The 25352-nt window shown below is 41.3% G+C and carries 28 protein-coding genes; 3 read left to right on the forward strand and 25 right to left on the reverse strand.

Going from position 1 to position 25352, the window contains the following annotated elements; translation table 11 throughout:
- Positions 1–51 precede the first annotated feature (51 nt).
- The 3 genes from GHNINEIG_RS08715 to GHNINEIG_RS08725 all read right to left on the reverse strand — a co-directional run bounded on the left by GHNINEIG_RS08715 (position 52) and on the right by GHNINEIG_RS08725 (position 2611).
- Positions 52–708: a rhodanese-like domain-containing protein gene (locus GHNINEIG_RS08715; RefSeq protein ID WP_135796287.1), complete on the reverse strand. Its 657-nt coding sequence runs from the start codon at positions 706–708 to the stop codon at positions 52–54.
- A 137-nt stretch (positions 709–845) separates the two neighbouring features.
- On the reverse strand, positions 846–1724 hold the full coding sequence (locus GHNINEIG_RS08720; RefSeq protein ID WP_135796288.1) for an HDOD domain-containing protein: 879 nt from the start codon (positions 1722–1724) through the stop codon (positions 846–848).
- Between the two features lie 2 nt (positions 1725–1726).
- Positions 1727–2611 carry an HDOD domain-containing protein gene (locus tag GHNINEIG_RS08725; protein ID WP_135796289.1) on the reverse strand — a complete coding sequence of 295 codons (885 nt, stop codon included), beginning with the start codon at positions 2609–2611 and terminating at the stop codon, positions 1727–1729.
- A gap of 489 nt (positions 2612–3100) precedes the next feature.
- Here GHNINEIG_RS08725 and GHNINEIG_RS08730 point away from each other — a divergent pair, with 489 nt between their 5' ends.
- Positions 3101–3748 carry a protein-L-isoaspartate O-methyltransferase family protein gene (locus tag GHNINEIG_RS08730; protein ID WP_135796290.1) on the forward strand — a complete coding sequence of 216 codons (648 nt, stop codon included), beginning with the start codon at positions 3101–3103 and terminating at the stop codon, positions 3746–3748.
- A 373-nt stretch (positions 3749–4121) separates the two neighbouring features.
- Here GHNINEIG_RS08730 and GHNINEIG_RS08735 read toward each other — a convergent pair whose 3' ends face one another.
- The 8 genes from GHNINEIG_RS08735 to GHNINEIG_RS08770 form a co-directional block, all read right to left on the reverse strand.
- Positions 4122–4406 carry a type II toxin-antitoxin system RelE/ParE family toxin gene (locus GHNINEIG_RS08735; RefSeq protein WP_135796291.1) on the reverse strand — a complete coding sequence of 95 codons (285 nt, stop codon included), beginning with the start codon at positions 4404–4406 and terminating at the stop codon, positions 4122–4124.
- Complete coding sequence (locus GHNINEIG_RS08740; protein ID WP_135796292.1) at positions 4393–4614, reverse strand: TA system antitoxin ParD family protein; 222 nt, start codon at positions 4612–4614, stop codon at positions 4393–4395. Before GHNINEIG_RS08740 ends, GHNINEIG_RS08735 begins: the two co-directional genes overlap by 14 nt.
- Positions 4615–4677: 63 nt before the next feature.
- Complete coding sequence (locus GHNINEIG_RS08745; protein WP_135796293.1) at positions 4678–4986, reverse strand: hypothetical protein; 309 nt, start codon at positions 4984–4986, stop codon at positions 4678–4680.
- Positions 4973–5260: a GIY-YIG nuclease family protein gene (locus GHNINEIG_RS08750; protein ID WP_135796294.1), complete on the reverse strand. Its 288-nt coding sequence runs from the start codon at positions 5258–5260 to the stop codon at positions 4973–4975. The genes GHNINEIG_RS08745 and GHNINEIG_RS08750 overlap by 14 nt, the downstream gene beginning before the upstream one ends.
- A 334-nt stretch (positions 5261–5594) precedes the next feature.
- On the reverse strand, positions 5595–6401 hold the full coding sequence (locus GHNINEIG_RS08755; protein WP_262982060.1) for a DNA ligase: 807 nt from the start codon (positions 6399–6401) through the stop codon (positions 5595–5597).
- 59 nt (positions 6402–6460) lie between these two features.
- Positions 6461–6724 (reverse strand): ComEA family DNA-binding protein, encoded by a 264-nt coding sequence (locus GHNINEIG_RS08760; RefSeq protein WP_135796296.1) that lies wholly within the window; start codon positions 6722–6724, stop codon positions 6461–6463.
- 223 nt (positions 6725–6947) lie between these two features.
- Complete coding sequence (locus tag GHNINEIG_RS08765) at positions 6948–8039, reverse strand: LPS O-antigen chain length determinant protein WzzB (protein WP_135796297.1); 1092 nt, start codon at positions 8037–8039, stop codon at positions 6948–6950.
- Between the two features lie 192 nt (positions 8040–8231).
- Positions 8232–8981, reverse strand: a complete 750-nt coding sequence (locus tag GHNINEIG_RS08770) for a hypothetical protein (protein ID WP_135796298.1) — start codon at positions 8979–8981, stop codon at positions 8232–8234.
- Positions 8982–9199: 218 nt separating this feature from the next.
- On the opposite strand from GHNINEIG_RS08770, the gene GHNINEIG_RS08775 reads away from it, so the two are divergent.
- Together GHNINEIG_RS08775 and GHNINEIG_RS08780 are read left to right on the forward strand one after the other, a co-directional pair.
- Positions 9200–10513: a type II toxin-antitoxin system HipA family toxin gene (locus GHNINEIG_RS08775; protein ID WP_135796299.1), complete on the forward strand. Its 1314-nt coding sequence runs from the start codon at positions 9200–9202 to the stop codon at positions 10511–10513.
- Positions 10510–10821, forward strand: coding sequence for a helix-turn-helix domain-containing protein (locus GHNINEIG_RS08780; protein ID WP_135796300.1), 312 nt, complete (start codon positions 10510–10512; stop codon positions 10819–10821). Before GHNINEIG_RS08775 ends, GHNINEIG_RS08780 begins: the two co-directional genes overlap by 4 nt.
- Before the next feature lie 144 nt (positions 10822–10965).
- On the opposite strand, the gene GHNINEIG_RS08785 is transcribed toward GHNINEIG_RS08780, so the two are convergent.
- From GHNINEIG_RS08785 to GHNINEIG_RS08850, 14 genes are all read right to left on the reverse strand, one after another.
- On the reverse strand, positions 10966–12882 hold the full coding sequence (locus GHNINEIG_RS08785) for a polysaccharide biosynthesis protein (RefSeq protein ID WP_135796301.1): 1917 nt from the start codon (positions 12880–12882) through the stop codon (positions 10966–10968).
- 96 nt (positions 12883–12978) lie between these two features.
- The gene (locus GHNINEIG_RS08790; protein ID WP_135796302.1) at positions 12979–13572 is read right to left on the reverse strand and encodes a sugar transferase; all 594 of its coding nucleotides are present in this window, start codon (positions 13570–13572) and stop codon (positions 12979–12981) included.
- A complete protein-coding gene (locus GHNINEIG_RS08795) occupies positions 13569–14714 on the reverse strand; it encodes a DegT/DnrJ/EryC1/StrS family aminotransferase (protein ID WP_135796303.1) in 1146 nt (381 codons plus the stop codon). The genes GHNINEIG_RS08790 and GHNINEIG_RS08795 overlap by 4 nt, the downstream gene beginning before the upstream one ends.
- Before the next feature lie 14 nt (positions 14715–14728).
- Positions 14729–15304, reverse strand: coding sequence for a GNAT family N-acetyltransferase (locus GHNINEIG_RS08800; RefSeq protein ID WP_135796304.1), 576 nt, complete (start codon positions 15302–15304; stop codon positions 14729–14731).
- Positions 15297–16424, reverse strand: a complete 1128-nt coding sequence (locus tag GHNINEIG_RS08805) for a DegT/DnrJ/EryC1/StrS family aminotransferase (protein WP_135796305.1) — start codon at positions 16422–16424, stop codon at positions 15297–15299. Before GHNINEIG_RS08805 ends, GHNINEIG_RS08800 begins: the two co-directional genes overlap by 8 nt.
- Complete coding sequence (locus tag GHNINEIG_RS08810) at positions 16421–16999, reverse strand: acyltransferase (protein WP_135796306.1); 579 nt, start codon at positions 16997–16999, stop codon at positions 16421–16423. The genes GHNINEIG_RS08805 and GHNINEIG_RS08810 overlap by 4 nt, the downstream gene beginning before the upstream one ends.
- The gene (locus tag GHNINEIG_RS08815; protein WP_135796307.1) at positions 16980–17384 is read right to left on the reverse strand and encodes a sugar 3,4-ketoisomerase; all 405 of its coding nucleotides are present in this window, start codon (positions 17382–17384) and stop codon (positions 16980–16982) included. The genes GHNINEIG_RS08810 and GHNINEIG_RS08815 overlap by 20 nt, the downstream gene beginning before the upstream one ends.
- Positions 17381–18253, reverse strand: coding sequence for a glucose-1-phosphate thymidylyltransferase RfbA (gene rfbA, locus GHNINEIG_RS08820; protein ID WP_135796308.1), 873 nt, complete (start codon positions 18251–18253; stop codon positions 17381–17383). The genes GHNINEIG_RS08815 and rfbA overlap by 4 nt, the downstream gene beginning before the upstream one ends.
- The gene (locus tag GHNINEIG_RS08825) at positions 18250–19443 is read right to left on the reverse strand and encodes a dTDP-glucose 4,6-dehydratase (protein WP_135796309.1); all 1194 of its coding nucleotides are present in this window, start codon (positions 19441–19443) and stop codon (positions 18250–18252) included. Before GHNINEIG_RS08825 ends, rfbA begins: the two co-directional genes overlap by 4 nt.
- Before the next feature lie 9 nt (positions 19444–19452).
- Positions 19453–20229, reverse strand: a complete 777-nt coding sequence (locus GHNINEIG_RS08830; RefSeq protein WP_189636866.1) for a glycosyltransferase family 2 protein — start codon at positions 20227–20229, stop codon at positions 19453–19455.
- Positions 20210–21364, reverse strand: a complete 1155-nt coding sequence (locus GHNINEIG_RS08835) for a glycosyltransferase (protein ID WP_135796311.1) — start codon at positions 21362–21364, stop codon at positions 20210–20212. The genes GHNINEIG_RS08830 and GHNINEIG_RS08835 overlap by 20 nt, the downstream gene beginning before the upstream one ends.
- Positions 21357–22697, reverse strand: coding sequence for a hypothetical protein (locus tag GHNINEIG_RS08840; RefSeq protein ID WP_135796312.1), 1341 nt, complete (start codon positions 22695–22697; stop codon positions 21357–21359). The genes GHNINEIG_RS08835 and GHNINEIG_RS08840 overlap by 8 nt, the downstream gene beginning before the upstream one ends.
- A 138-nt stretch (positions 22698–22835) precedes the next feature.
- Positions 22836–24101: a lipopolysaccharide biosynthesis protein gene (locus GHNINEIG_RS08845; RefSeq protein ID WP_189636867.1), complete on the reverse strand. Its 1266-nt coding sequence runs from the start codon at positions 24099–24101 to the stop codon at positions 22836–22838.
- Positions 24098–25276 carry a glycerol-3-phosphate dehydrogenase/oxidase gene (locus GHNINEIG_RS08850; protein WP_223260869.1) on the reverse strand — a complete coding sequence of 393 codons (1179 nt, stop codon included), beginning with the start codon at positions 25274–25276 and terminating at the stop codon, positions 24098–24100. Before GHNINEIG_RS08850 ends, GHNINEIG_RS08845 begins: the two co-directional genes overlap by 4 nt.
- Between the last annotated feature and the right edge of the window lie 76 nt (positions 25277–25352).

Below are 25352 nucleotides of genomic sequence, written 5' to 3' on the forward strand. Positions count from 1 at the left end.
AGACTTACAGCCTACAGGTTTACCCTATTTTTCAACAGGTTATTAGAAAGATTACGGATTGACCGTCGTTAGACCGGCTGCGTGCCATGCTTGCATGCCGCCTCGATACCAATAAATCTTATGCGCAGGATATCCCATGCTTACCAACGCTTTGATATTGGTTGGTGACTGTCCGCACCAGGGACCATTACAAAACATTACCAGCGTTTTGGCATGCGAAAAGTCCCAAATAGTATCGACAACCGATGCCCCAAACCGAAGGGTTAAAATTCCCTCCACTTCAAGCGGTTCGAAACTGGAGGATTGTGGAAACAATTTTGTCCAGGGAATATTGACAGCACTTGGAATGGTTCCCTTAGAGACCCAATCCGGTGTTCTAGAATCAATGATTAAAATAGAATCATCCCCTGCGGCTTTTCGTTTCAGAAAATCCAGCATTTCCAACTCACCAATTGTCTTTACCCCTGGCAACAAGTTCATAGGCTGTAAACAAAAAGGAGGGCAAGCACGTGAGGTTAAAGCAAAATCTTCATCAATACGATTCTGTTGATCTTGATTTCGCTTAATTATGACTGTTTGACCATTATGCTTAACTTTAACTTCCGCAAGCTTTTCGGTAATTTTAACTTCGGGTTCTTGCGCTACTCCTACTTGAGCTTGCAAGGTAAAGAAAATGATCGAGCTTAAAACAAGTGCTTTATTCAACATCGCAACCGCCTTCACGCTTTAAAGCGTTCATTCAAAAAAAACTAACTCATTGATTAAAAAGAACTATCAATTCCATTTCAGAATATCAAAGTTCTAAAATCCTGTCAAAGTAACGAAGTTAACTACCTCACGACAAACTAAAACAAGCCTGTTTGAGTGGCCGCTTCGAAAGCATCCTCAATCATGATTTTAAAATCAGCCTCTGACAAATCAATCCTTTTCAAAACCGCTAAAGAGCGCTCTCCCAAAACACCTGCTTCTGAAGCCACCAAACCATTGGAAAGACCCAAACAAAAAGCGCCAGCTTCCGATAACAACGTTAAATAGGCATTTTTTTGAAATGCTCTTTCTATGCGTTCAGGTGAATTGTGACCCAACACCCCCATGACGATCGATTGTGGTAATTCCCAGTTTTGAATGATTCTCGCCCCAACACTGGAGTGAGACACACCAAAAACACTTCTTTCGGCTGAAACTAAGTGCGTTGCTCGACCTAAAGAGGCTTTTGCAACTTCGTTTATGCCGTCTTTTGAATAAGTCGCTAAAATATAAACACCGATATCATGTAGCAGCCCCATTAAAAAAGCTTCATATTCACTGACTTTAAAATAAGGTGCTAAAGACTGTGCAATAAAAGCAGAAACCATCGAATGTTTCAAAAAGTCCGCTTCATTCAACGGCACTTTGTTTTGACACATGTCCAAGAAACTCAATGCCACAATCATAATACGAACGTCTTTCACACCCAGCAGATAAACCGCTTTGGCAACGTCGGTTACTCTTTTTCCTGATGGGGCATATTTTGCACTATTGGCAGTTTTAATGACTCCTGCCATCATTCTAGGATCAGATCTTAATAAATCAGCCACTTCATCCACATGCGTGCCGGCAGGCTGATCGACTAATCGGTCAAATTCTGTCAACATTTTAGAAAAACTGGGCAATCGTTTGACTTCTGCCAGGGCATCTATCACTTCGGCACTGGTCACTTTATACTTTGATACTTGTTGTTTCATGTTTAAATTAAACTCGATTCTTTTGCCAATTCTGTCGCATTCAGCACCAAGTCATTATAGTGCCCAAGCGTTAATCCAAAATATTCTAATCCATTCAATAAGGTATCGGCCGGGACTTCCCCTTTATGCGTCACAACACCATTGGTTAACCCACCAAAAAAGGCGCCTTGTTCCGCCAAATACGTTAAATAAGCGTAATTCTGAAACTCTTCCGGTGCCGAATGCGGCGCATGATGCATGGCAACCCCCATCACTATTTCTTTCGGGAAACGCCATTGCTGTAATAACCGCCCGCCTAAAACGGCATGATTGGTCCCAAAAACAGACTGTTCTGTTTGCACAAAAAAAGCTGCGTCGCCGGCAGAGTCTAGCATCACCTGCTTGTATTTGTCTCGACTCTCTATGGCCAATAAATATGCGCCCAAATCATGCATCAAACCACATAAAAACGCTTCTCCTTGGTCAAAGTGAACCGCTTTTGCCAGAGCTTGTGCAATAAAGGCAGACAGCATGGCATGACGCATAAATTCCTTTTCACTAAAAGGCGGCTTGGTTTTAACCGTCGACTGGTAATTAATGGCATGCGCCATCATCCGAACATCTTGTGTACCAAGACGCTGAACCGCTTCTTCAATATTGGTAATATTATAACCGGGGGAATAACGTGCTGAATTGACGGCACCGATAATACCGGCTGTTAAACGCGGATCCTGAGCCACTAAAGCGGCAACTTCATCCAAATGAACGTCCTTATCCGAAGAAAGCATCTGCTCTAATTTCATCAAGGCATTAGGAAAGCGAGGTAAGTCATCCAATACTTTTAATCTTTCTAAAATAACCCGACTGACATTGGGTTTGACCTGTTTTTTTTCTTGAACTGCTGACACGCCATCAAATTCCTTTCAATTGACCAGAACAGAATAAAATCTTCTTTTTAAGGGTTACCGCCACAAAGCATCTTTTTACAAATACTATTTAAAGACTCATAACGCTTGACGCAAGCTCAGCAACCCAAAAGAATATACCTTTTTCAAAAACAATGAGCAACTCCCTATCCACGTAAAACAGCTTTAACCGTAGCTTGAAGTAACTTGCGAACAGAAAGGAAAAATAACCAGGCCTGGTTATTTTGTTAAAGAACACCTATAAAGGTCTTCGGAATCACGATTACATTAAGCTGTTTTGTCTCCAAGCTGGCTTTACAACAGACACACTCATTAACCTGTTTTTCACGATAAAATTCAGCTATAATTAACCGCCTATTTTTTTGGCAAGCCATTTTTATTCACGCCATTAATCATGTGAATGGCTTAATGAAAAGCCGATCTATAAAGAGACATTGGCCAATAAAATAAGAACATAAAAGGAACGAAACAATGAACTATGAACAAGCACGCTTTAACATGGTAGAACAACAAATACGCCCTTGGGACGTATTAGACCCTAAAGTACTCGACTTGTTCATGTCGACTCCTCGTCATGACTTTGTGGCCGAATCTCAGCAAGCACTTGCTTATAGCGACATTGAATTACCCATTGGCGAAGGACAAACCATGCTTCCACCTAGGGTTGAGGCACGCATTTTGCAGGCTTTGGACACCGCAGAAAATGAAAGCGTATTGGAAGTCGGAACCGGCTCGGGTTACACCACCGCCCTATTAGCCAAAAGTGCTAAAGAAGTTACGACGGTTGAAATCTTCCCCTCTTTACAAGAAACGGCTAAAGCGCGTTTAAAAGACTTTGACAACATCCAGTTTGAACAAGGCGATGCGGCTCAAAACTGGGACGATGGCAAACATTACGATGTGATTTTCCTAACAGGGGCCGTTGCCAGTCTGCCAGAAGCCTACAAACAAAAGTTAAATTTAGGCGGGCGTTTGGCACTTACAGTAGGACAAGATCACGTCATGACCACTCAAATTGTCACTCGAGTCAGTGACACGGAATGGGAAACCGAAACATTGTTTGAAACCGTGTTACCCTTTTTGATTCATGCCGAAGCCAAAGACACCTTTACGCTTTAGATCGCGCATAGTAGCGATTTAATCTGCCCCCTAATAACGTCATACCAACCCCTCTCGTCATGCCGGACTTACCTCGGCATCTCTAACCCACAGTAATTGTCATTGTCATGCCGGACTTGATCCGGCATCTCTAACCGACTATGCACACCTTAAAAGATTCCGGCCTGCGCCGGAATGACGTGTGGAGACCAGAATGACAAGGGGGCCGGAATGACGTGCAATGGGCGGGAATGACGTAGGCGCCGGTGACGTACCCCCTGTCATGCCGGACTTGATCCGACATCTCAAGCCAGCTTGCACAGCCAGAACGAGATTCCGGCATTCGCCGGAATGACGTATGTAGGCCGGAATGCCCTTCGTTATTTGTAATTGCTTAAGATTTTAAATCTCTATAAAAGTTCTCGTGGCTTCCAAGTGCTAATAACTCAAGAATTAACCGATCTTCCTCAAAGCTATAACCTAAAAGAGATTCCTGATTTGCCATCTTAAATTTATAAACCCTTAAATAAATCAAATCACCCTTCTTTTGCTCACCAAGATTTGGGTTGTTCAATAATTTTTGAACAGCTTTATCCAAATCATCTTTCTGATTTTTATGTAGCTTTTTAACCTTTTTTTTAAAACCCGAGGACTGATATACTTCCTTAACCAAACTCATAAGGTTCAAGCTTCCCTGCTTCTTTTTCTGCTTTGGAAATAAGCGCTTGCCGAACAAACTCATAGGAAAGCTCGGGGTTATCTTCCATCATTTCACCAATTTTCGCCCAATGCTCAATTTGCTTTGGTACTGAACGATTAAATGCTTTTGCCATAATGCCAGCCTTCTCAACCAAATCCTCATCAATTCTTATACTTGCTGTTGCCATATCAAACCTCCGTAGCAATTTTATTCAATTGTAGCAACTTACTACAGTATATTCAATCAACTTCTATACAACGCGTATGACTCGAATGTTGATGCCATATGAGATTCCGGCCTGCGCCGGAATGACGTGCAATGGGCGGGAATGACGTAGACGCCAGTGACGTGCACCCATGTCATGCCGGACTTGATCCGGCATCTCTAACCGACTATGCACACCATAAGAGATTCCGGCATGCGCCGGAATGACGTGCAATGGGCGGGAATGACGTAGGCGCCGGTGACGTACACCCATGTCATGCCGGGCTTGATCCGGCATCTCTATCTTCAACAACAACTTTATGCTGAACTTATGTCTGTAACTAAATAATGTCATTCCATAAATCTTGCCAATTTGAATTGATTCCAGAAATCAAATCATCCTTCCATTCTCTACGCCAGTTTTTTAATTGCTTCTCTCGTGCGATAGCACTTACCATTTCTTGATGAATTTCAAAATAAACCAATTTATCAACGTTATACTTCTTAGTAAAACCTTCAATTAAATGATTTTTATGTTGGTAAACTCGTTGGGACAAATTCGAAGTGACGCCAACATATAAAACCTTATTTGATTGGTTTGTCAAAATATAAACAGCGGGCTGCTTCATCAAAAAACCTCGCTAATCAAGCTTTTAAATTATAAAAGATTCCGGCTTTCGCCGGAATGACGTGTAGAGATAGGAATGACGAATAGAAGCATAAGTGACGTATGTACATTAGAATAATAACCCCGTCATGCCCGACTTGATCCGGCATCTCTAACCGACTATGCACACCTTAAGAGATTCCGGCCTGCACCGGAATGACGTGTGGAGACCAGAATGACCAGGGGCCGGAATGACATGTGGGAACAGGAATGGCATGCGTGAACGAGAATAACAAAATCCACGTCATGCCGGACTAGATCCCGCATCTTTAACCAGCGTAAAACATTCGAGCTCATCACAACTCCTGATCTAAGCGGACTCGCATAAAAACAGGAAAGCGTGGTTTTCCAGACCCCGTCAAACCATAGTACTTAAACGTAATCCATTGTCCGATTTTAGGAGGGTGCTTTCTTCCCTGCAAACTTAAACCAGAGCCAATCGACAATCGCATCTTGCCCTGCCAATCACACCGTAAAGCACCAACCAACCCGGTAATTTTACCTTTTCCCGGTTTATACCCCACCACCAGACATTCATCATCTTCATAAGCCTTCATTTTCAAAGCTTGATCACTTCGCCCGGTTTCATACAATTGATTCGGCGCTCGCAACACCAGCCCTTCCGCCCCCATGGCAGTCAGCCGCTCAAATTCCGCTTTTAAATGTGCCTCACTTTTAATGCGTGTTTGCGGAATAATCTGCACATGCAACAACGGATGCTTTGCCAAATACGCTTTCAACACCGTCAAACGCTCCACTAAGCCGCCCGGTTGGTTTGGCACCTCAAAAATTTGATACGAAACAGCATGCCACCTATCATCCGGTTGTTGTTGCCGAACAATCGACACCACATTTTCAAAATCCTGTCGTTGGGTCCAAAGCTCACCATCCAATTCAAAGGGCGGCAAACCGGCTAAAAACCAATCCGGTGCATGAATTTTGTGACCGCCTCTTGAAATCAATACCTTACCATTCCAGTTTGCGCGAACACCATCCAGTTTTTCACTCATCCACCAACCGATCACCGCTTGGTTTTCCTGATACGTTTCCAACAACAGCATTTTCGGCTTTTCTGCACCCGCCGATGTGGCAATGAAATTCAAGCCTACAAACGCAAAAAGGAGGCAAAGCCCCCTTTTACAATGACAAATTCGCATATGGATTATTTTGGATCAGACAACAAAATGTCTTTTTTATTCTTGGCAATCGTCTTAGTGCCAATGCCTTTTACCTGGCCTAATGACTCAACCGTTTTAAAATCACCATGCGCTTTACGGTACGTCACAATGGCTTCCGCTTTCACTTGACCGACACCACTCAGTGAAGCCGCCATTTCTTCAGCTGACGCGTTATTCACATTCACCGGCGCCGCCAACACACTGACCGACAAAAACAAACCAAACATAAGTGCAACTAACTTAATCATGAAAGTATCCTTTTCTAATATTTTAAATGTAGTGTTTTCGCTATCGTCTTAATCAAGACACGGTTTAAGAACACTCAAAATAAGTATTTTTTCTTAAACACAGAAAACGATACTACTACAAACATTCGGAAAAAGAAAATAATTTCAATCTGTTAGCTAAAACCGACACGCTTGAAACAAAAAAGGAGGCATTGGCCTCCTTTTCACTTTCCGACCCTTTAGACTAACTGGCCGCTAACGTCGCTTGTCTGTTTTTGATGGCACGACGAATGAATGCAATAAACACACCCAACATCAACCCCAGCACACCGGAAACGGCTAGAATTAACGCTTTTTTAGGTTTGACTTTTTCACCTAGGCTAGGAGACTGATCAACCTTAACGACTTTAAATAAATTCTCATTAATATCAACCGAGTTCAATAGTCTATAACGTTCTTCTAGCTTTCTTAACTGCTCAGTAAAAGCGTCATCAGACTTCCTTGCTTCTAAGGCAGTTTTCTCAGCTTCTAATACGTGATAGCCTAAATAATATAATGGTAGACCTTGATTATTAACGCCTTGAATATTCACTGCTGGGCCAGCCTTAAGAGGGTCTTTGATATTTAGTTTTCTTGCTATATTAATTGATTCTGTTAAACGTACAATTTTATCTTCTCGTTTTTTTTGCGCCGTTTGTTTTGTAATGCGCATTTCATTTAAAAGCTGTTCCATTAAAAATTGTTTTTGAGCAATGACATCCGCTTTTATCTGCTTACGCGTTTCAGTGCTAACTTTCTGAAGATATTCTTTTAAAAACTTTCTTACATCGCTTTCATCAGGAAGACTCATTGTAATTTCAAGAAAACCACTATTTTTCCTAGGAGAATTAATTTTCACATTCTCTACAAAATCCGAAAACGCATCATTTAATGTTTTGTCAAGCTGCTCTTTTTCTTGATTTTTATCATTCGGTTCGTAAAGTTTTATTAAATTTTGTTTTCTAAAAAACGTCAACAAAGACGTTCGTGATAGTAAATTTTCTTTGTAAGCTTCAAATATAGCTTTTTCAGAATAAGCACTCCCTACTCCAAAAGAAGCATGCAAACGGTTTATTTCTTGGATATCAGAAACCTCAGGTGGTAATAAATAGGCTTCAGATTTATAAACCGGTGTCACCGAAAAAGCATAAATGGCGCCTAAAGCGATCACAATCAAAAAAAACAAGAACACCGTCAATTTCTCTTCAACCAAACCATTCCAAAGCTCAAATAAATCAATTTCATCCTCCATCGAAGCCTTTTCTTCAAAATGCGGGCGTACTGGCTGTTTTTCCATAAATCTTAAACTCTTTTATTTATCAAAATTACGAATCATTGTTCTAATCAAAAGTATACCGAAAAACGGCCAGGCCTGGGTATTTTTACGACGGTCATTCAAAGAAAAAACTCGTTCAACGGGCGCAAAACTTATTAACGCCTTCCCAAAAAATCAGCCAAACCCGTTTAACCCTTTAAAAACAGGCTACCTTTAATGATCTAAAGACTTTCGTTGCTTAAAGGTTTTCATAAAAATCACATTAGAAGCGTCAGCGGGTGAACCTGCTTCAGGCACAGGTATGTCATTCAAGGTATTTGAAATGCCTTCCGAAAACGGCTCTGAAAATTGTCGCGCCCAATAATCGATAAAATCCAAATCGGGAATGACCTTTTTGTGACGTTTAGGCTGGTCGCTGATTTTGATGCGTTTAGGCAAGGTGTTCAAGTGCAATTGCAGACCGGCTAAATCCGTCTTTATCAAGCTGCCAGCTTCTCTGTATTCCTGACTGAGCCATTGCTCGGCATCCGCCACATGACCATTCACACTCATGTCCGTGTTCCGCACCCACTCAAAGCCTTCCAAACGTTGATCGAGTTGTTCCAGCTGGGCTAAAAATGCCATTTTATCGAACCGTCTTTTGGGATCTGTGGCCAGCAGGTGCTCCACCCCTTCAGCTAGCGACTGAATAAAGTGCACTTCAAAGTCCGCCTTATCCGCCGAAAAGACCGGGATAAAAACCGTCATGCGTGTATTCGCTTCCACCGCAATCACACAATGCCCTCTGTCACCACTTCCAAAATATTTTCCAAGCTCATAATACTGACACTGCCAGCACATACGCTCATCACCCGAAGTCAACGACCTGCGCCCCACTTGACTAGCATTGAAACTGGGATAGCGCTCAATGTCATTTCCAAACCACTTACAAAAGGCATTGGAACCGGAAAAAAGAATTTTCATATCAATCAAATCAAACCTTGTTTAACAAACCTTTTCAAATCATACTTTATCCGGTTAAGCGTCATAATGAACTGTCCAAACATCTAACATCCACACTTTTCGGACTAACTTGCTAACTTTTTCATCGTTGTTGATGACAGAAATGAGAAAAAACTTGCACATTTAAAGCTATTTACATTAAAATATGTGCAATAAACTTCTCATAACTGACAATCGCCATGACAACACTGACACTACAAACTTATCTTGACGATGCCTGGCAGGATGCTGCGCAACTGTATATTCATGCTACTGAAAAAAAAGTGGTTTTACAATATGCGCAAGATTATGCTTTGTCGCATCTATTCCATACACTTGAAGCCGCCTGCAGCATCAATTTACCGGTTGAGCCCGTTTTAAATTACGAAGCAAAAGGCTGGTTTAGCTTTATTGAAGACATTCTGCCTTCTGGTGCCAGTCGGCGCTATTGGGTTGAACGGCTGGATATCAGCCGACTGTCACAATGGGAACAAGACATTGAACTTTTGCAAAAAGCCGTCATCGCGCCGGTTGGAAATCTACGCATCAAAGAAGCCTTACCACTCCGCTATCAAGATTCGCTGGAAACCTTGACCTTTGCACAAAACGATGTGGTTGAAAGACAAGTAGATTTCTTAGAGTATGCTCAAGAAATGGGCGCACTGAGTGGCGGAGCCACCGGTGCAGGTGGAGAAGCACCCAAATTACTCGTTCGACTCAATACAAACAATCGAGTCTGGATTGACACTTTTCAAGATAATCCAAACAACCTTGATCGGCACTATCTGGTCAAATTTCCAAGAGGAACCATGTCCGAACGAGATTGCCACATTCTACGCGCTGAGTATGTTTTTTTACAAGAACTCAACCAGCTCGGCCAAAACACCATTGATGCAAAACACACCTTCTTAATAGAAGGAGAACGCTTTCCATCGCTCTGGTTGCCTCGTTTTGATGTTGGATACAACGCCAATCGAGTAACACATTACGGACTCGAATCACTCTATTCCATCCTGAACAAGTCCGGCGGAAACCTCAATCACTTTGAGGTTTTGAAAACCGTTCATGAAACATTAAAGGGGTTGCCGGGCTATGATGCACAAGCGTTTGCAGAAGAATGGCTTAAAAGGGATTTACTGAATGTCATCTTTGGCAACTCAGACAATCATGGACGCAACACGGCGTTTATCAAAAAAAATGGTCAAATTATGCTCTCCCCCATTTTTGATTTAGCCCCGATGAAAGTCGACCTTGAAGGCATTGTCAGAACGATCAAATGGGGGAGACCTTTTGAAGCAGGCGGTGAATTTGATTGGCATGGCATCGTCCACCAATTAAACGAATCTGTTTACGACCCCCAAGCCATTTGGCTGAGCTTAAAGGAGACCGCTACGACACTTATCGGCCTGAAAGAACGACTTCTAAAGGCCGGCCTTTCTAAAGAATTTATCCACATTCCTGCCTTGGGAATGAACAGCATCGAAACAAGGTTAAAACACTGGAAGCTGCTATGAACAAACAACCGCTTTCACCAGAAGAAAAAGACCAACTGCTACTCGATGGTATACATGCCGTACTCATAGGTCAACAAACCGAAGGTGAATTACTCCGACAATTGCGTAAAAACCTGTTAGGACTCACCCAGCAAGACTATGCCGAGCTGGTCGGCATCAGCCGAAGAACCCTATCGGATATTGAAAACGGCAAGACACAGGCTTCCAGCACCACCTTAAACCAAATCTTCAAACCCTTAGGCCTCAAGTTCGGGCTCGTGCCCAGAAGCCCAAACCTAATCGCCAAACTACTCAACAAAACGCCATAATTCGCACCGTCATTACAAAGCCAATTGTGTCATGAATGACTGGGTCATTACACAACCTCTGAGACGGCCTGCTTTAATTCCCTTAATGGAGACATATCATGATCAAATTTTTTGACCACAGATTTAGAGCAATTACCCAATAGATTAGTTCGCGCGAATGCTGACGATATTATTATTGGCTTTTGGGTTGTTTAAGTAATCAACTATCCCCGAAGTATGATCAAAACCATCAACAATGCGGGTGAGTTGCTCTATCACTGAATCATACGCATACTGTGTTAAGCTTTGTTCTAGTTGAATATATTCCTGCATTAAATCCGCGTACGCCATAAAGTCTTCATGCGCTTTCATAATTCTTGGGTGGTCCGTCCCATCCACATTATGACCAATCAAAAGCTCTTCATAAAGTTTTTCACCCGGGCGCAAGCCAGTGTACTGAATTTCAATATCACCATTACCCGCTTCGTCCAACACATCCAGGCCTGACAGCTTAATCACTTTATGCGCTAAATCCGCAATTTTAACCGGCTCCCCCATATCCAACACAAAGACATCACCCCCTGCTCCCATCGAACCCGCCTGAATCACTAAGGAAGCGGCTTCTGGAATGGTCATAAAATAGCGGGTGATCTCTTTATGAGTCACTGTTACTGGCCCGCCATCGGCAATTTGTTGTCTAAACAATGGAATCACAGAGCCGGATGACCCGAGCACATTCCCAAAACGCACCATCACAAACCGGGTGTTAGGATATTCCACCTGCAGCGCTTGCAATGCCATTTCTGCCAAGCGTTTACTGGCTCCCATCACATTGGTAGGGCGAACGGCCTTATCCGTTGAAATCAACACAAAATTTTGTACGCCACATTCCGCCGCCACCTTGGCGGCAATATGCGTTCCAAACGCATTGTTAACAATGCCTTCCTGAATATTATGTTCCACAATCGGCACATGTTTATAAGCCGCCGCATGATAGATGGTGTTGACGCCATAACACTCTATAACACGCTGTAACTTCGCTTCATCCAACACACTGCCCAAAATGCCAATCAATTGGGTCTTTTGCAGTTCTTTTGACTGCTTTAATTCTTGTTCAATGTGATACAGGGCAAATTCGCTCATTTCATAAAGCACTAACGTTTTCGGGCGTTGTCGCAACACTTTACGGCACAATTCTGACCCAATAGATCCCCCCGCGCCGGTAATCATCACTGTCTGCTGTGAAATACACCGAGACAACAATTCCGGCTGGGGGGGAACGGGATCGCGCCCCAACAAATCTTCAATTGCCACTTCCCGAATATCGGAAAAAGAGACCTTCCCCGCGACAATTTCATCCATCGCCGGCAGCGTGGACACTTTCACAGGATAAGGCTCTAACCACTCCAAAATAGCCTTACGACGCGACGCACGTAAAGACGGAATCGCCAAAAACACTTCCGACACATCATAATCATTAATCAAACGCTGCAAATCCGCACGGCTATAAACTTTAACCGAGCCTATAACGTGTTTTTTTAGCGCCTTATCATCATCAATAAAGCCCACGACCTTTAAACCAGGAATGCGCACAATCGCATTTAACAACTGCTGCCCAGACGACCCTGCACCAAAAATCACCACGCGCTTGCGACCAAACGCACCTTTTATACCCTGGGTTAACAGCCAGCGCATACTCATGCGCGTCACCGCAATAAACAACAAGGCCAACAACCAGCTAATTACAATCGACGAACGCGGATACTTAAGATCCAACATAAAGATCGCCGCCGCCCAAACGGCAAACACCACAGTCACCGCAACAAATACCGTCACCGCAAACCGCGAGCCGATATAACGAATCACCGCACGATACAAACCTTGATTAATAAAAACGGGAATCGCCAGAACAGGCAATAAGAAAATAGCAGGATAATAAGCGATAACTGGAAAAACGGTATCGCCAAAACGCAGCCAGATCGCCAACACCGAGACAAACAAAAGCCCCACAACATCCAACGATACGGATATTACGCGCTTTGACCAACGTGGCAACTCAACTAATTGACGAACTATTTTCATAAAAATACTTGTGGGTTAATTTTGTTTTCTAAATTGTAGCACTAGACTAGGTTGGGAGATACGCTTGAGCGTCGATCTCACGCATCATAAAAGTAATTAGCGGCTTACTATTTTTTTTATAGTAAGAAAAATAATTCTGATATCCAAACCGAGTGACTGATTATCAACATACTCTAGATAATACTTTTGTTTAATCGGCAAAATCTCATCAATATATGCTTGGCGAGCATCTTCGTATCCTGCCAAAATATCATTCTCATCAACCATTTCTATTGAAGCTAAATCCGTAATTCCAGGCCGAACAGACAAAATCTTATTACGAACATCAACAGGGTACTCTTCAATAAACTCTTGAACTTCTGGACGTGGGCCTACTAGTGACATCTTTCCAATTAAAACATCGAGTAACTGAGGCAACTCATCAATTTTATATTTTCTTAAAAAATAGCCGGATTTAGTTATGCGACTATCTGAACCTACAGTTAGGCGACCTGCCGACTCTGTATCAACACGCATTGTTCTAAACTTATGAATGCGAAAAGATTTTCCATCCAATCCGGCCCTAACTTGTCTAAAAAAAACGGGGCCTTTAGAGTCCAATTTAATCAAAATCGCAATAATTAAAAAAATTGGAAATAAAAACAATAAACCCAGTAAAGATGCAAAAAAATCAAACAATCGTTTTATCACAGCAACGCCTCACGCAACGCAGAAATAACACGATCCTGTTGTTCATCAGACATTGCGGTATAAAGCGGAATACTGAGCATAGCTTGGTAAGCTTTATCAGACTGAGGGAACATCTCAGCAGTCAGGTTATAACGATCACGCCAATACGGGTGGCGATGCAATGGAACATAATGCACACTGGTGCCGATTTTTCTATCCGCTAAGAACTGAATGAGTTCATCACGACCCATTGGTGCATTTTCTTTCAATCGCAACACATACAAGTGCCACGAATGAATATCACCTTCAGGTGCCTTTGCTGGCAATATCAATGGCAAATCAGTTAATGCATCAAAGTAGCGTTTAGCCAAATATTGTCTACGTTTCAAAAATTTAGGTAAACGTTTTAATTGATGAATCCCCATAGCTGAAGCAATATCAGTCAAATTGTACTTAAATCCAGGTGCAACGACTTCATAATACCAAGCAGGCTTTTCAGAACGGAAACGATCAAATGCATCACGATTAATACCATGTAACCGCATTACTCGCATCCTGTCAGCAAGTAGTTGAGACTTTGTGACAATCATTCCGCCTTCACCCGTAGTCATCGTCTTATTAGCGTAAAAACTGAACACTGTCACATCAGAGCGCAAAGAACCAATCAACTTTTCCTTATAAGTTGTAGGCAAAGCATGAGCAGCATCCTCAACAATTTTCAAACCAAACTCATCGGCAATATCAAAAATCGTATCCATATCACAACTCAAGCCAGCATAATGCACCGGCATAATAGCTTTAGTCTTAGGCGTTATCACTTTACGAATTGCTTCTGGATCGATATTCATCGTAACAGGATCAATATCAACCAGCTTAACATCCGCCCCTAAATATCGAACCACTTCGGCGGTCGCAGTAAAAGTATGGGTTGTGGTTATCACCTCATCACCTTCACCAATACCAATCGCTTCCAATGCCAAATGCAAACCCGCTGTAGCTGAGTTAACTGCAATCGTTTGCACACCGTCGCCAATATACTCAGAAAAAGATGTTTCAAACTGTTTAGTTTTAGGGCCAGTTGTGACCCATCCCGAACGAAGAGCCTCTGCTACTTCTTCAATTTCCTCTTCACCCAATTCAGGCAAAGCAAAGGGAATAAACATTACACACACCTCAACTAAACAATACCAGACAGCTCCATGTAAAACTGCCCAGAAATATAATTTTTAATAGAAAAACCATGCCTTAAATAAAAGTTAATCGCTTTAATATTTGAAACTTTTACATAAAGCCCCAAATCCTGCCCTGCGGACTCTGAGATTAACGCAGATATCACGCGCGATCCTACGCCTTTAGTATTATCATCAGAAACAATCGATAATATTAAAAATTCAGCCTCATCGATTGACTTGGACGACGTTAATAGGCTCTTAAACTTCAACAAAAAAGATTGCAAAGCTTGACGGATATTAAGCAAGGACTCTTTAATGATTAAAAGCTTAAAATCTTTTTTAAATTCACGAATAAGATCAGCCAAATTCTTACCCGCTAAAACAAAACCATCTATCTCCCCATCCAAATTACGATCAACAACTAATGTGCAACCTCTATGCAAAAAATAACTGTAGTAAACAGATAAAAATGACTTCGAAAAGTACTTTGTAAGGTGACCATCTGGATAGTTTTTTTTATGTAACTCTGAAATGCGTAGAACATCATCAGTACTGATAACCCTAGTTATTTTTTCAATCATCTAAACACCATTCATTGAGAGCACTAATCACCTTTTCGCAATCATTAATAGGCATCACAGGACTAATCGGCAAACTCAACACTTGATTGTGAATCGCTTCAGTTATCGGGTAGCTTTGGTTTGACCAGGCCTGGTAGGCTTTTTGGTGGTGTGGTGCAATGGGGTAGTGGATTAGGGTTTGGATGCCCTGCTCGGTTAAATAGGTTTGCAGTTTTTCGCGCTCGGTGGTGCGGATGACGAAAAGGTGCCAAACATGGCTTGCGCAATGTTTAATGTTTAATTTTGAATCTTGAATGGGTAAAGCGATTGATGGGTTATTTATTCCCTCACAATACATCGCCGCGATTTGTTGGCGACGTTTTGTTTCTTGGTCTAGGTGTTTTAGTTTGACGCGAAGCAACGCGGCTTGCATTTCGTCTAGGCGGCTGTTGACGCCTAGATAGAGGTTTTCGTATTTTTTGTGGCTGCCATAATTGCCAAGTGCGCGGATGGTTTGCGCTAATGCGTCATCGTTGGTTGTGACGGCTCCGGCATCGCCGAGTGCGCCAAGGTTTTTGCCGGGGTAAAAACTAAAGCCTGACGCATCGCCCCAGTTGCCGGCTTTTTTGCCGTCAATTTGTGCGCCATGGGCTTGGGCGGAATCTTCTAATACCAATAGGTTGTGTTTTTTGGCCATCGCCATGATTTCGGGCATGGGTGCAAGCTGGCCGTAGAGATGCACCGCTAAAATCGCTTTGGTATTGGCCGTAATGGCTTGTTCAATTAAGCCTGGCGCTAGGTTGTAGGTATGCTCATCAGGTTCGACTAAAATCGGTTTTAGGCGGTTTTCTGTAATGGCGAGAATACTGGCAATATAAGTATTGGCGGGGACAATGACCTCATCGCCCTCTTTCAGTCTGCCGAGTTCTTTCCACGCACGTAGCACAAGAATTAAGGCATCCAGTCCATTAGCTACGCCAATGCAGTGTTTAGTTCCGCAATAGTCTGCAAACTCATGTTCAAAGGCTTTAACATGTGTCCCTTGAACATACCAACCAGAATCGATAACTTGAGTCGCCGCTTCGATTAATTCGTTTCTATATTGGGCGTTAATGCCTTTTAAATCTAAAAATGGGATCATCTTTTTTCTTGCTCTATTTTTTGTATTGTATCTTGTTCGTGTTTATATTGAGCACCACAATTTTCACACATATAATTTTTTAGTTTAATACCACATTCACAGACATAGCCGTGTTGTTTGGCAGGGTTACCATAAACCAAGGAATTAGCAGAGACATCTTTGGTGACCACGGCTCCTGCGCCAATCATGGCGTATTGCCCAATTGTAATGCCACCGATAATGGTAGCGTTTGCGCCAATGGAAGCATGGTGTTCAACCGTGGTTTGCAGAAAATCTGTCGGGCGTTGTTTGGAGCGCGGGGTGAAGTCATTGGTAAAGGTGACATTCGGGCCGACAAACACATTATCACCAATGCGTAAACCATCCCAAACTTGCACTCCGGATTTGATGGTGACGTTATCACCCAACACCACATCGTTTTCAATCAAAGTTAAGGCGTTGATATTACAGTTCTGGCCGATTTTTGCGCCTTTTAGCACCACGCTAAATTGCCAAATGGTGGTGCCGTCACCAATTTGGTCGGTTTGGACATCGGCTAACGGATGGATTTTAAATTTAGGTTGGCTTGACGACATTTAAGAACTCTTGGTAGTCACGGATATAGTCATTTTCATCATAATACTGATTGGCTAGTACCATCAGCACACAGTCTGGCGAAAAATCGTGCATTTCTCGCCAAGTAAGATCTTCGATGATTAAGCCAGTTGTTGAGCTGTCGAGGGTAATTTCCTCACGCTGTTTGCCATTATCTAAAACAAAACGACAAGAACCCGTCACACAGACAGCAAGTTGCTTTAGGTTTTTATGAGCGTGGAAGCCACGTGATACACCTTGTTTGGTAGCAAAGATGTAATAAACACGCTTGATTTCAAATGGCACGCTTTTGTTGGCTTCAAGTGCCACCAGTGAACCACGGTCATCACCAAGTGGTTTAAAGTTTACAGTTTTGATTAAACTCATAACTTATGCTCCAACAAATCGGCTAAATATTGCCCATAGCTGTTTTTTGATAAAGCTTTCGCCGTTTGCATAACTTGTTCGTTGCTTAGCCAGCCATTACGCCAGGCTATTTCTTCTAGGCAGGCGATTTTGTAGCCTTGGCGTTTTTCGATGGTTTCGACAAACATGGCGGCTTCTAATAGACTTTCGTGGGTGCCGGTGTCTAACCAAGCAAAACCACGTCCGAGTTGTTCAACGTGCAAATCACCTCGTTCCATGTACATTTGGTTGATGGTGGTGATTTCGAGTTCACCACGATTGCTGGGTTTGACTTGTTTGGCGATTTCTACTACATCATTGTCGTAGAAGTATAAGCCGGTGACCGCAAAGTTGGATTTGGGTTTGGCTGGTTTTTCTTCTAGGCTAATGGCTTTTTGGTTTTGGTCGAATTCTACCACACCAAAGCGTTCCGGATCTTTAACTTGGTATCCAAATACGGTTGCACCACCAGGCCTGGTGGCTGCGCGTTTTAGGATTGGTGAAAAGCCTTGCCCCCAAAAGATATTGTCGCCTAAGGCTAAACACACGCTGTCGCTGCCTATAAACTCTTCGCCGATAATAAACGCTTGGGCAAGTCCGTCTGGGCTGGGTTGTTCGGCGTAGGTTAGGTTTACTCCAAAGTCTTTACCGTCGCCCAGCATACGGATAAACCCGGCTTGATCTTCGGGCGTGGTGATAATCAGAATGTCTTGGATACCTGCCAGCATCAATACCGATAGCGGGTAATAAATCATCGGTTTGTCGTAAACGGGTAATAGCTGTTTTGATACACCGCGCGTAATCGGGTAAAGCCTTGTACCGGAGCCGCCTGCTAAGATAATGCCTTTCATTGTTTACTTCCTAATCTTTCTCTTTGGTAACTGCCGTCTTGCACGTGTTGGCACCAGGCCTGGTTGTCGAGATACCATTGTACGGTTTTGCGTATACCCGACTCAAAGGTTTCTTGTGGTGTCCAGCCGAGTTCGCGTTGGATTTTGCTGGCGTCGATGGCGTAACGCATGTCGTGGCCTGGGCGGTCGGCGACGTATTTAATCAATGCCACATAGCTACCCGCATTACCGGGCTGACACGAGTAGCTGTCGATATTGGGGTTATTTTCACTGGGATAGAATTCTTCTAACACCGCACAAATGGTTTTGACCACTTCGATGTTTTGTTTTTCGTTATGGCCGCCGATGTTGTAGGTTTCACCTATTTTGCCCTTGGTTGCGACGAGCACTAAAGCGCGGGCGTGGTCTTCAATATATAGCCAGTCTCGGATTTGGTTGCCTTTGCCATACACGGGGAGCGGTTTGCCTTCTAGTGCGTTAAGGATTACTAATGGAATGAGTTTTTCTGGGAAGTGATATGGGCCGTAGTTGTTTGAGCAATTGGTAACTAACGTTGGTAATCCGTAGGTTCTTTGCCAGGCTCGCACCAGATGGTCTGAACTCGCTTTTGATGCGCTATAGGGGGAACTTGGGGCGTAGGCGGTGGTTTCGGTGAAGAGAGGAAGCATAAGCTTGTCATTCTGAACCGCAGGTGAAGAATCTAGGTCGTGCGCTGAAGATCCTTCGCTTTGCTCAGGATGACTACTTAATACTTCATCCGGGTGTGGCAAATCACCATAAACTTCGTCAGTCGAAATATGGTGAAAGCGGAAATTGGCTTTTTTATCGCCTTCAAGCCCTGACCAATAAGCTCTTGCTTGTTCGAGCAAGATATAGGTACCAACGATATTGGTTTGAATAAATTCACCAGGGCCGTCTATAGACCGATCAACGTGAGATTCCGCAGCCAAATGCATCACGATATCGGGCTGGTGTTGGTTAAACATGCGCTTGAGTTCAACCGCATCACAAATATCGACCTGCTCAAAGACATAGCGTTCGCTGTTTTCGACAGATTTTAGCGATTCCAAATTACCGGCATAAGTGAGCTTATCAACATTCACCACCGAATAGTCTGTGTCGTTAATAATATGGCGAACTACTGCGCTACCAATAAAACCGGCACCACCGGTAACTAAAATACAAAACATAAAAACAGATTACCTTTTTAAAATACTTAGCATGTGATCATAAAAGAAATGCAGTATCACTGAAAACAGCCAAATATGCGGCGAAACGAGTGAATAGTTTTTAGACAAGATTTTTGCTTTATCGTGAAAAATTTGACGCCTCGGACGCGACTTCATTGTATTTAACGCATGGGAACGGTAAAAAAACAAAGGCTCCTTTATCGCACTAAACTCGGTTTCAGCCGCTGCACGTATAACAAAATCCCAATCTTCTTCTTTTAACCTTTCATCAAAACCATTTAATTTATCAAACAATTTTCGAGAAAACATGATTGAGCCAGCAGGAACATGCTGGCGAACAAAAATCTTGTTCAAGACATTCCCCACCATCAGTTTTTTTGGAAATACGCGTAACTCACGCCCACTTTCAGAATCAAACTCGACCGCTTGTGTATAGCAAAATTCTGAAGTATCTAAAGTGGACAGACAAGCAACCTGCTTTTCAATTTTATTACTATCCCAATAATCATCTGAAGCCAAAACAGCAATGTACTCACCTGATGAAAACTCTTGAATTGCCCGATTTAACGTTTTACAAACGCCTTGATTTTCCTGAACAATAAATTTAAAACCATATTGATTAGCTAAGGCTTCAATAAGCTTTGGACTACCATCTTTAGAACCATCATCTATAACAATCAGTTCAATGTTTTTATATGACTGATTTAAAACACTTAAAATTGCTTTTTCAACATAATCCTCATGGTTATAACAAGGCATTACAACACTAACTTTTGGATTTGGCATCGGCAAAAAAACCCTCATAAAACTTTAATAAAACCTTTTCTTCTGAAGCCCAACTGTAATTAGCCAAAGCCGCCTCTCTACCAGCACGAGCATAACGCGAAGACAAATCAACATTTTCACAAATATCTCTAATAGCAACCGCTATTTCCTTTACTGAAAGCGGATCAACCAACTTACCGCAACCAGCTTCGTTAACGATGGACTCCCAAAGTGGGAAGTTTGAAGCAACAACAGGCAAACCCGCTGCCATATATTCAAAAAGTTTTATAGGCAACGCTTCAAACTGATTTGGACTGGGATGCAAAGTAACCATTCCGACATTAGAATCAGCTAAAGCTTGGCACACGCCTTCTCTGTCCACCATACCACGGTAATCTAACTGCGCCCATGCCGCATGGGCTCTAACATAATTTTCAGTTTCTTGGGCATCAAACACACCGCACAAAATCAGCTTATAGTCTGCACCCAATACAACTAAGGCGTCCAACAACTCTTTAATGCCACGTTCGAAGTTAATAGAGCCAATATAACAAATTACTTTGCTCGACTTTTTTTCGAATGGGATACCAATAAATTCGTCAAGAATGGGGTAGTTTTTCACACAAACCGTATTAGGGTTAAGTTTTTTAAATCGTTCTTCAATAAGTGGAGTTGCCGCTACAACACCACTGATTCTTTTCACAACAAAGTTTTCTAGCATTTCTGTGAAAAAAGAAAAAGGTTTTCGGATAAAAAGAGGAATCCAAGTTTTAAACAACAACTGACGAGGAAAATCTTCATGCGAGTCCCATACAACAACCCAACCTCTTTTCGAAAGCATATAAGCTAAAAACAAATTTTCAGGGTCATGAAAATGTGCCACCATAACAGAATTAGCACTCTGAACATTCGAATGTTTATTTGCAAAATCTAAAATAGATCGATAGTTTTGGACAACGCGCACAAGCCGGTTTCCTGGAGCCACACCGATATCAACAATTCGCGAATTATCGTCTGCATTAAAAACAGAACCCAAACCATCACTAACAACCAAAGAACACTCATACTGCTTGCTTAATGATTTAAACTCTTTTAAATAAACACGAACATCATGTCGTTTGTGAACAGTGGTGATATGGAAAATATTGTTATACATAACGCCTAAACTTTGTATAAAAAATCAAATACATTAAACCACCTGACAATAAAGCAATGGACAATCCAAGACTATAAACAGCCGAAATAGAGTAAAGTATTAAAACTGGTAAAAACACATCCTTGTTTTGATTAAAAAACTTATCATCCACCCTATTGAAAACCCCCCAAAAAACAAACAATGTAATAAACACCCCTAAAATACCGAAATTAACATATGCATCCGAAATAATATCCGTGTTTGCCACCACTCCATCAGCCCAATAATAAGCTCCAATAGCAGAATAAACATCTACAGGTTCAGCACTAAATATAGAACCGATTTTTGATGATCCTCCATAAAAGAAACCATGAATATTAACATATTCATAATTCCTTGAAAAAATACCAGCTGTAACAAAATACAACCTATCGTATATTGCCACTACGTAAGGTAAAAAATCATCTTTAACCGTGTGAATTAGAATTGAAATCATTAATAAAAAATAAAAGCAAATAGTAAAGAACAAATACTCTAATTTAATTTTTGACAAAAACTTATACTTGACATACACAAAGAAAACAAACGTTAAAGCAATAACAAATAGAGAAAATTTGTGCGCACCCAATAAATAATCAAAGATAAAGATAATTGCAAACATAAAAAAATAAAAAAACGATTTAAAGTAAAATGCTAAAAGAACAAATGCAAAACCAGACCCAAACTTCATAAATAAATATAAATATTTATCAAACCCTATAATTAATTCTTTCGAAAGCGCTCTTTGATCATAAACTTCGTCAAAACTTGCAAAACTTAGATTTGAAAAATTTTTAAACAAAAAATAAAAAAACAATATCAAACCCAAAAGACCAATAAGTCTTAAAACTCCTACATTCACCTTCGCCTGTTTACTTATATCTTGTTTTTTAGAAAATTTAACCTCCCTCCTTCCAAAAAAGGAGAACAATAGAAGAAGAAAAACATAGAAAAAATAAAAATAATACTTTGACACATCACCGGTATATGAATATATAACAATTGCAGGAAGCACCCCAAAAAAAACTATTGCCGACATTAACATTGAATAAATGCTGTTTATTTTTTTTAAGAACGTGTAAAGGATTAATAAACCAAATATAACTGATGAAAATAGAGAAAACCAACTAAATTCAAAATCAAACCAGCCACCTAGATATAAAGAAAAACCACTTGTCTTAATAAATATATAATTAACATTAAGAAGAACCATATAAATAAATGACATAACTAAGTATTTAACTGGTACCATTGAATTGATAGTAGTTTTTTTCAAGCTTTTAAAACCTTTTTTCTTTAGCTCTATTTTAATCATAGATTCAACTCATAAGTGCAACATCTAACGCAATTAAAAACTTATTACCTATGCCCCCACTTTTAGTCGCACTCTAATTTACAATTTTCCGACAGAGGGTATAATAAAAGCAATTACATCTAGTCACATATAAAACTACTAAATCTTAGTTTCTATTCCATAACTTAGCTTATGCGATAAATATAAATCCCATAAATACGTTAATAAATAGCTAAATGATATTAAGATCAAAACTTCTTTAACATCTTTGCCTGTAAAAAAAGACAGAATAATTCCAAAAAATAAAAATAATTGAATTATTAGATACTTAGATTGCTGTTCTGCAATTAAAAACATCACGCTTAATGGCCTTGATATAAACTGTATAAAAAACATTGGAGCTAAAATCTGTGCATATTCTCCTGCAACTCGCCATTCTACACCAAATATAATAGCGAATAGTTCTGGAGCTATAAAAATAAATATTACAAAAGGAACCACAGAAATAATGAAAAGTTTTTTTAGTGTGCTTTTGTACTCAGTGACACATTCACCTCTTGCGGCATAAGCCTGGCTTGCTTGCTGTCTAAATACATCACCAATTGCTCCACCAATAATTGTCATTGGCGCACCAATTACTCTTTGTACCAATAAATAAAAGCCTGCGACGGTTGCTGAAAATAATATATTAAACAAAATACTCGGTAGCTGGTGAGACGTGGCGTTCATTGTGTGTGCAACAAGTAAAAATTTGGGGAAGTTTACATATCTTCTTGCCAAGACAATTTGTTTTAATTTATGTGGCTTATGTACCTTACGCGTATTTCTAATAAACTTACTTGCCATATATAACGTGGCTATGATTTGACCAACGACATGTCCTAAAATCAAACCTAGTGCAGAAAGTTTAGTCAGAGTACCGAACCCTACTTGTCCTGTGACCATCGCTGTGCTTTGTATCACCCGACTATTTGCCATGTTTCTATATTCTTTTTCACGGTTGAACCAATAGTATAGTGACTGGTATATTCCCATTAAAAATATACTCATCGGTATCCAATAAAGCCAATTGGCCAGACTAGGGTTCTCTAAGAGATTAATTATCTGGAGCTCAAATATCCAAATAAAAAAAAATGTTAAAACACTGACAGCTGTAGCTATCAACCACGACAAGATAACAATCTGATAGGCATCGGACTTTCTTTTCGGCAAAACTATTGCTAATTCATATCGGGCCGTCGCCAAAACAGCCAATATTGATACGATTGCAAAATAAAATGCAAACAATCCAAAGTCTTCAGGTGTAAAAATTCTGGTTAAAATTGGGGCTGCTGCGATAGGCAATGCCTGTGCAATAGTTGTGCCGGTCATTAAGGTCAACACATTACGGCTAAATTCAGATTTAGGCTTGAGACGTTTGATCATTTCACCAGACCTGATACTTTTTTGGCGAGCTGTCTTGCGGTTGTCCATTTTCCGCCGATTACGCTAATTAGATTTTGGTTGTGTTCAATAGCGTATTCACGAGTGGCTTTGTTTGGGTTGTCAGTGCTTTTAACCAATGGGCGTAGGCCTGCAAAGCTTTGGACGATGTTTTGTTTGCTGATCGGCACTCTGAAATAGTAATTATAGGCGTTGATTAGATAGTCTATTTCTTGTTCGCTGGGTTTTATGTCGTCGCTTAGGGTTTGGCGTATTTCTGTTGTACCGATTAGTCTTCTTCCCTGATAAGGTAAAACGAAGAATATACGGTGCTCGTTGGGGATTTCAAGAAGGTAGCCTAGTTGATTGCCTTTTGGATATCCCTTGTTGCCTTCGCTCGGGATGACTGTGTCTTCAATAAGTATGTGGCTGCCGCGTACTGGATCTAGGTTGTATGCAGGTTTTATGTTGCTTTGTTTTAATAATTGTTCTGCCCAGGGGCCAGCGATATTGATTATTTTATCGTAGGTTTGCATTTTGCCGTTGGCAAGGGTTAGGTTGCCTTGTGGGTCGATTTGAGTGACTTCAGTGTGTTCTTTTAATGCTAACCTGCTGGTGCTTGCCACGTCGCTTTGCTCCTCACAATGACATGAGCTTTTTTTGGCTTGGTCAAGTGCCCAAAGGCCAAGTTGGTAGTCGTCCATTTGGCCATCGTAATAGGAAAAGCCCTTAATCAAGCCTTCGGTTTTAAATTCTGGGCAAGCCTGCTGCATTTGTTGTTTGGTGAGGCTTTGGTGGTTGCCGATGTTTTGTTTACCGGCTAGGGTGTCGTATAACCATAAGCCGACTTTGTACATCCAAGCGGGTCGGCGGCTGGTTTTGTAAATTGGGATGAAGAGTTTTAATGGTTGCGCGAGGTGTGGCGCTTGCTTTATCCACCATTGGCGTTCTTTAAGAGCTTCCTTGACTAAACGAAATTCATAGTTTTCTAAATAGCGAAGTCCACCGTGCAGTAATTTTGAGGAAGCCGATGAGGTTTGTTTCATGACCTCATCTTTTTCAAATAACGTAACACTATGACCTTGCTTGAGTAATTCCCAAGCTGTCATAATGCCGTTAATTCCGCCTCCAACAATAGCGATATTGAGTTTTACAGTTTGCTTTACGTTATTAGTCACATGCTTTCCAATATTCTTCCAAGTCAATGCAAAATGCTCGAGAACTCTCTATTTATCCGCAACTTCGCCAACTTAA

The sequence above is a fragment of the Hydrogenovibrio crunogenus genome (assembly GCF_004786015.1).
Taxonomy (GTDB): Bacteria; Pseudomonadota; Gammaproteobacteria; order Thiomicrospirales; family Thiomicrospiraceae; genus Hydrogenovibrio; species Hydrogenovibrio crunogenus.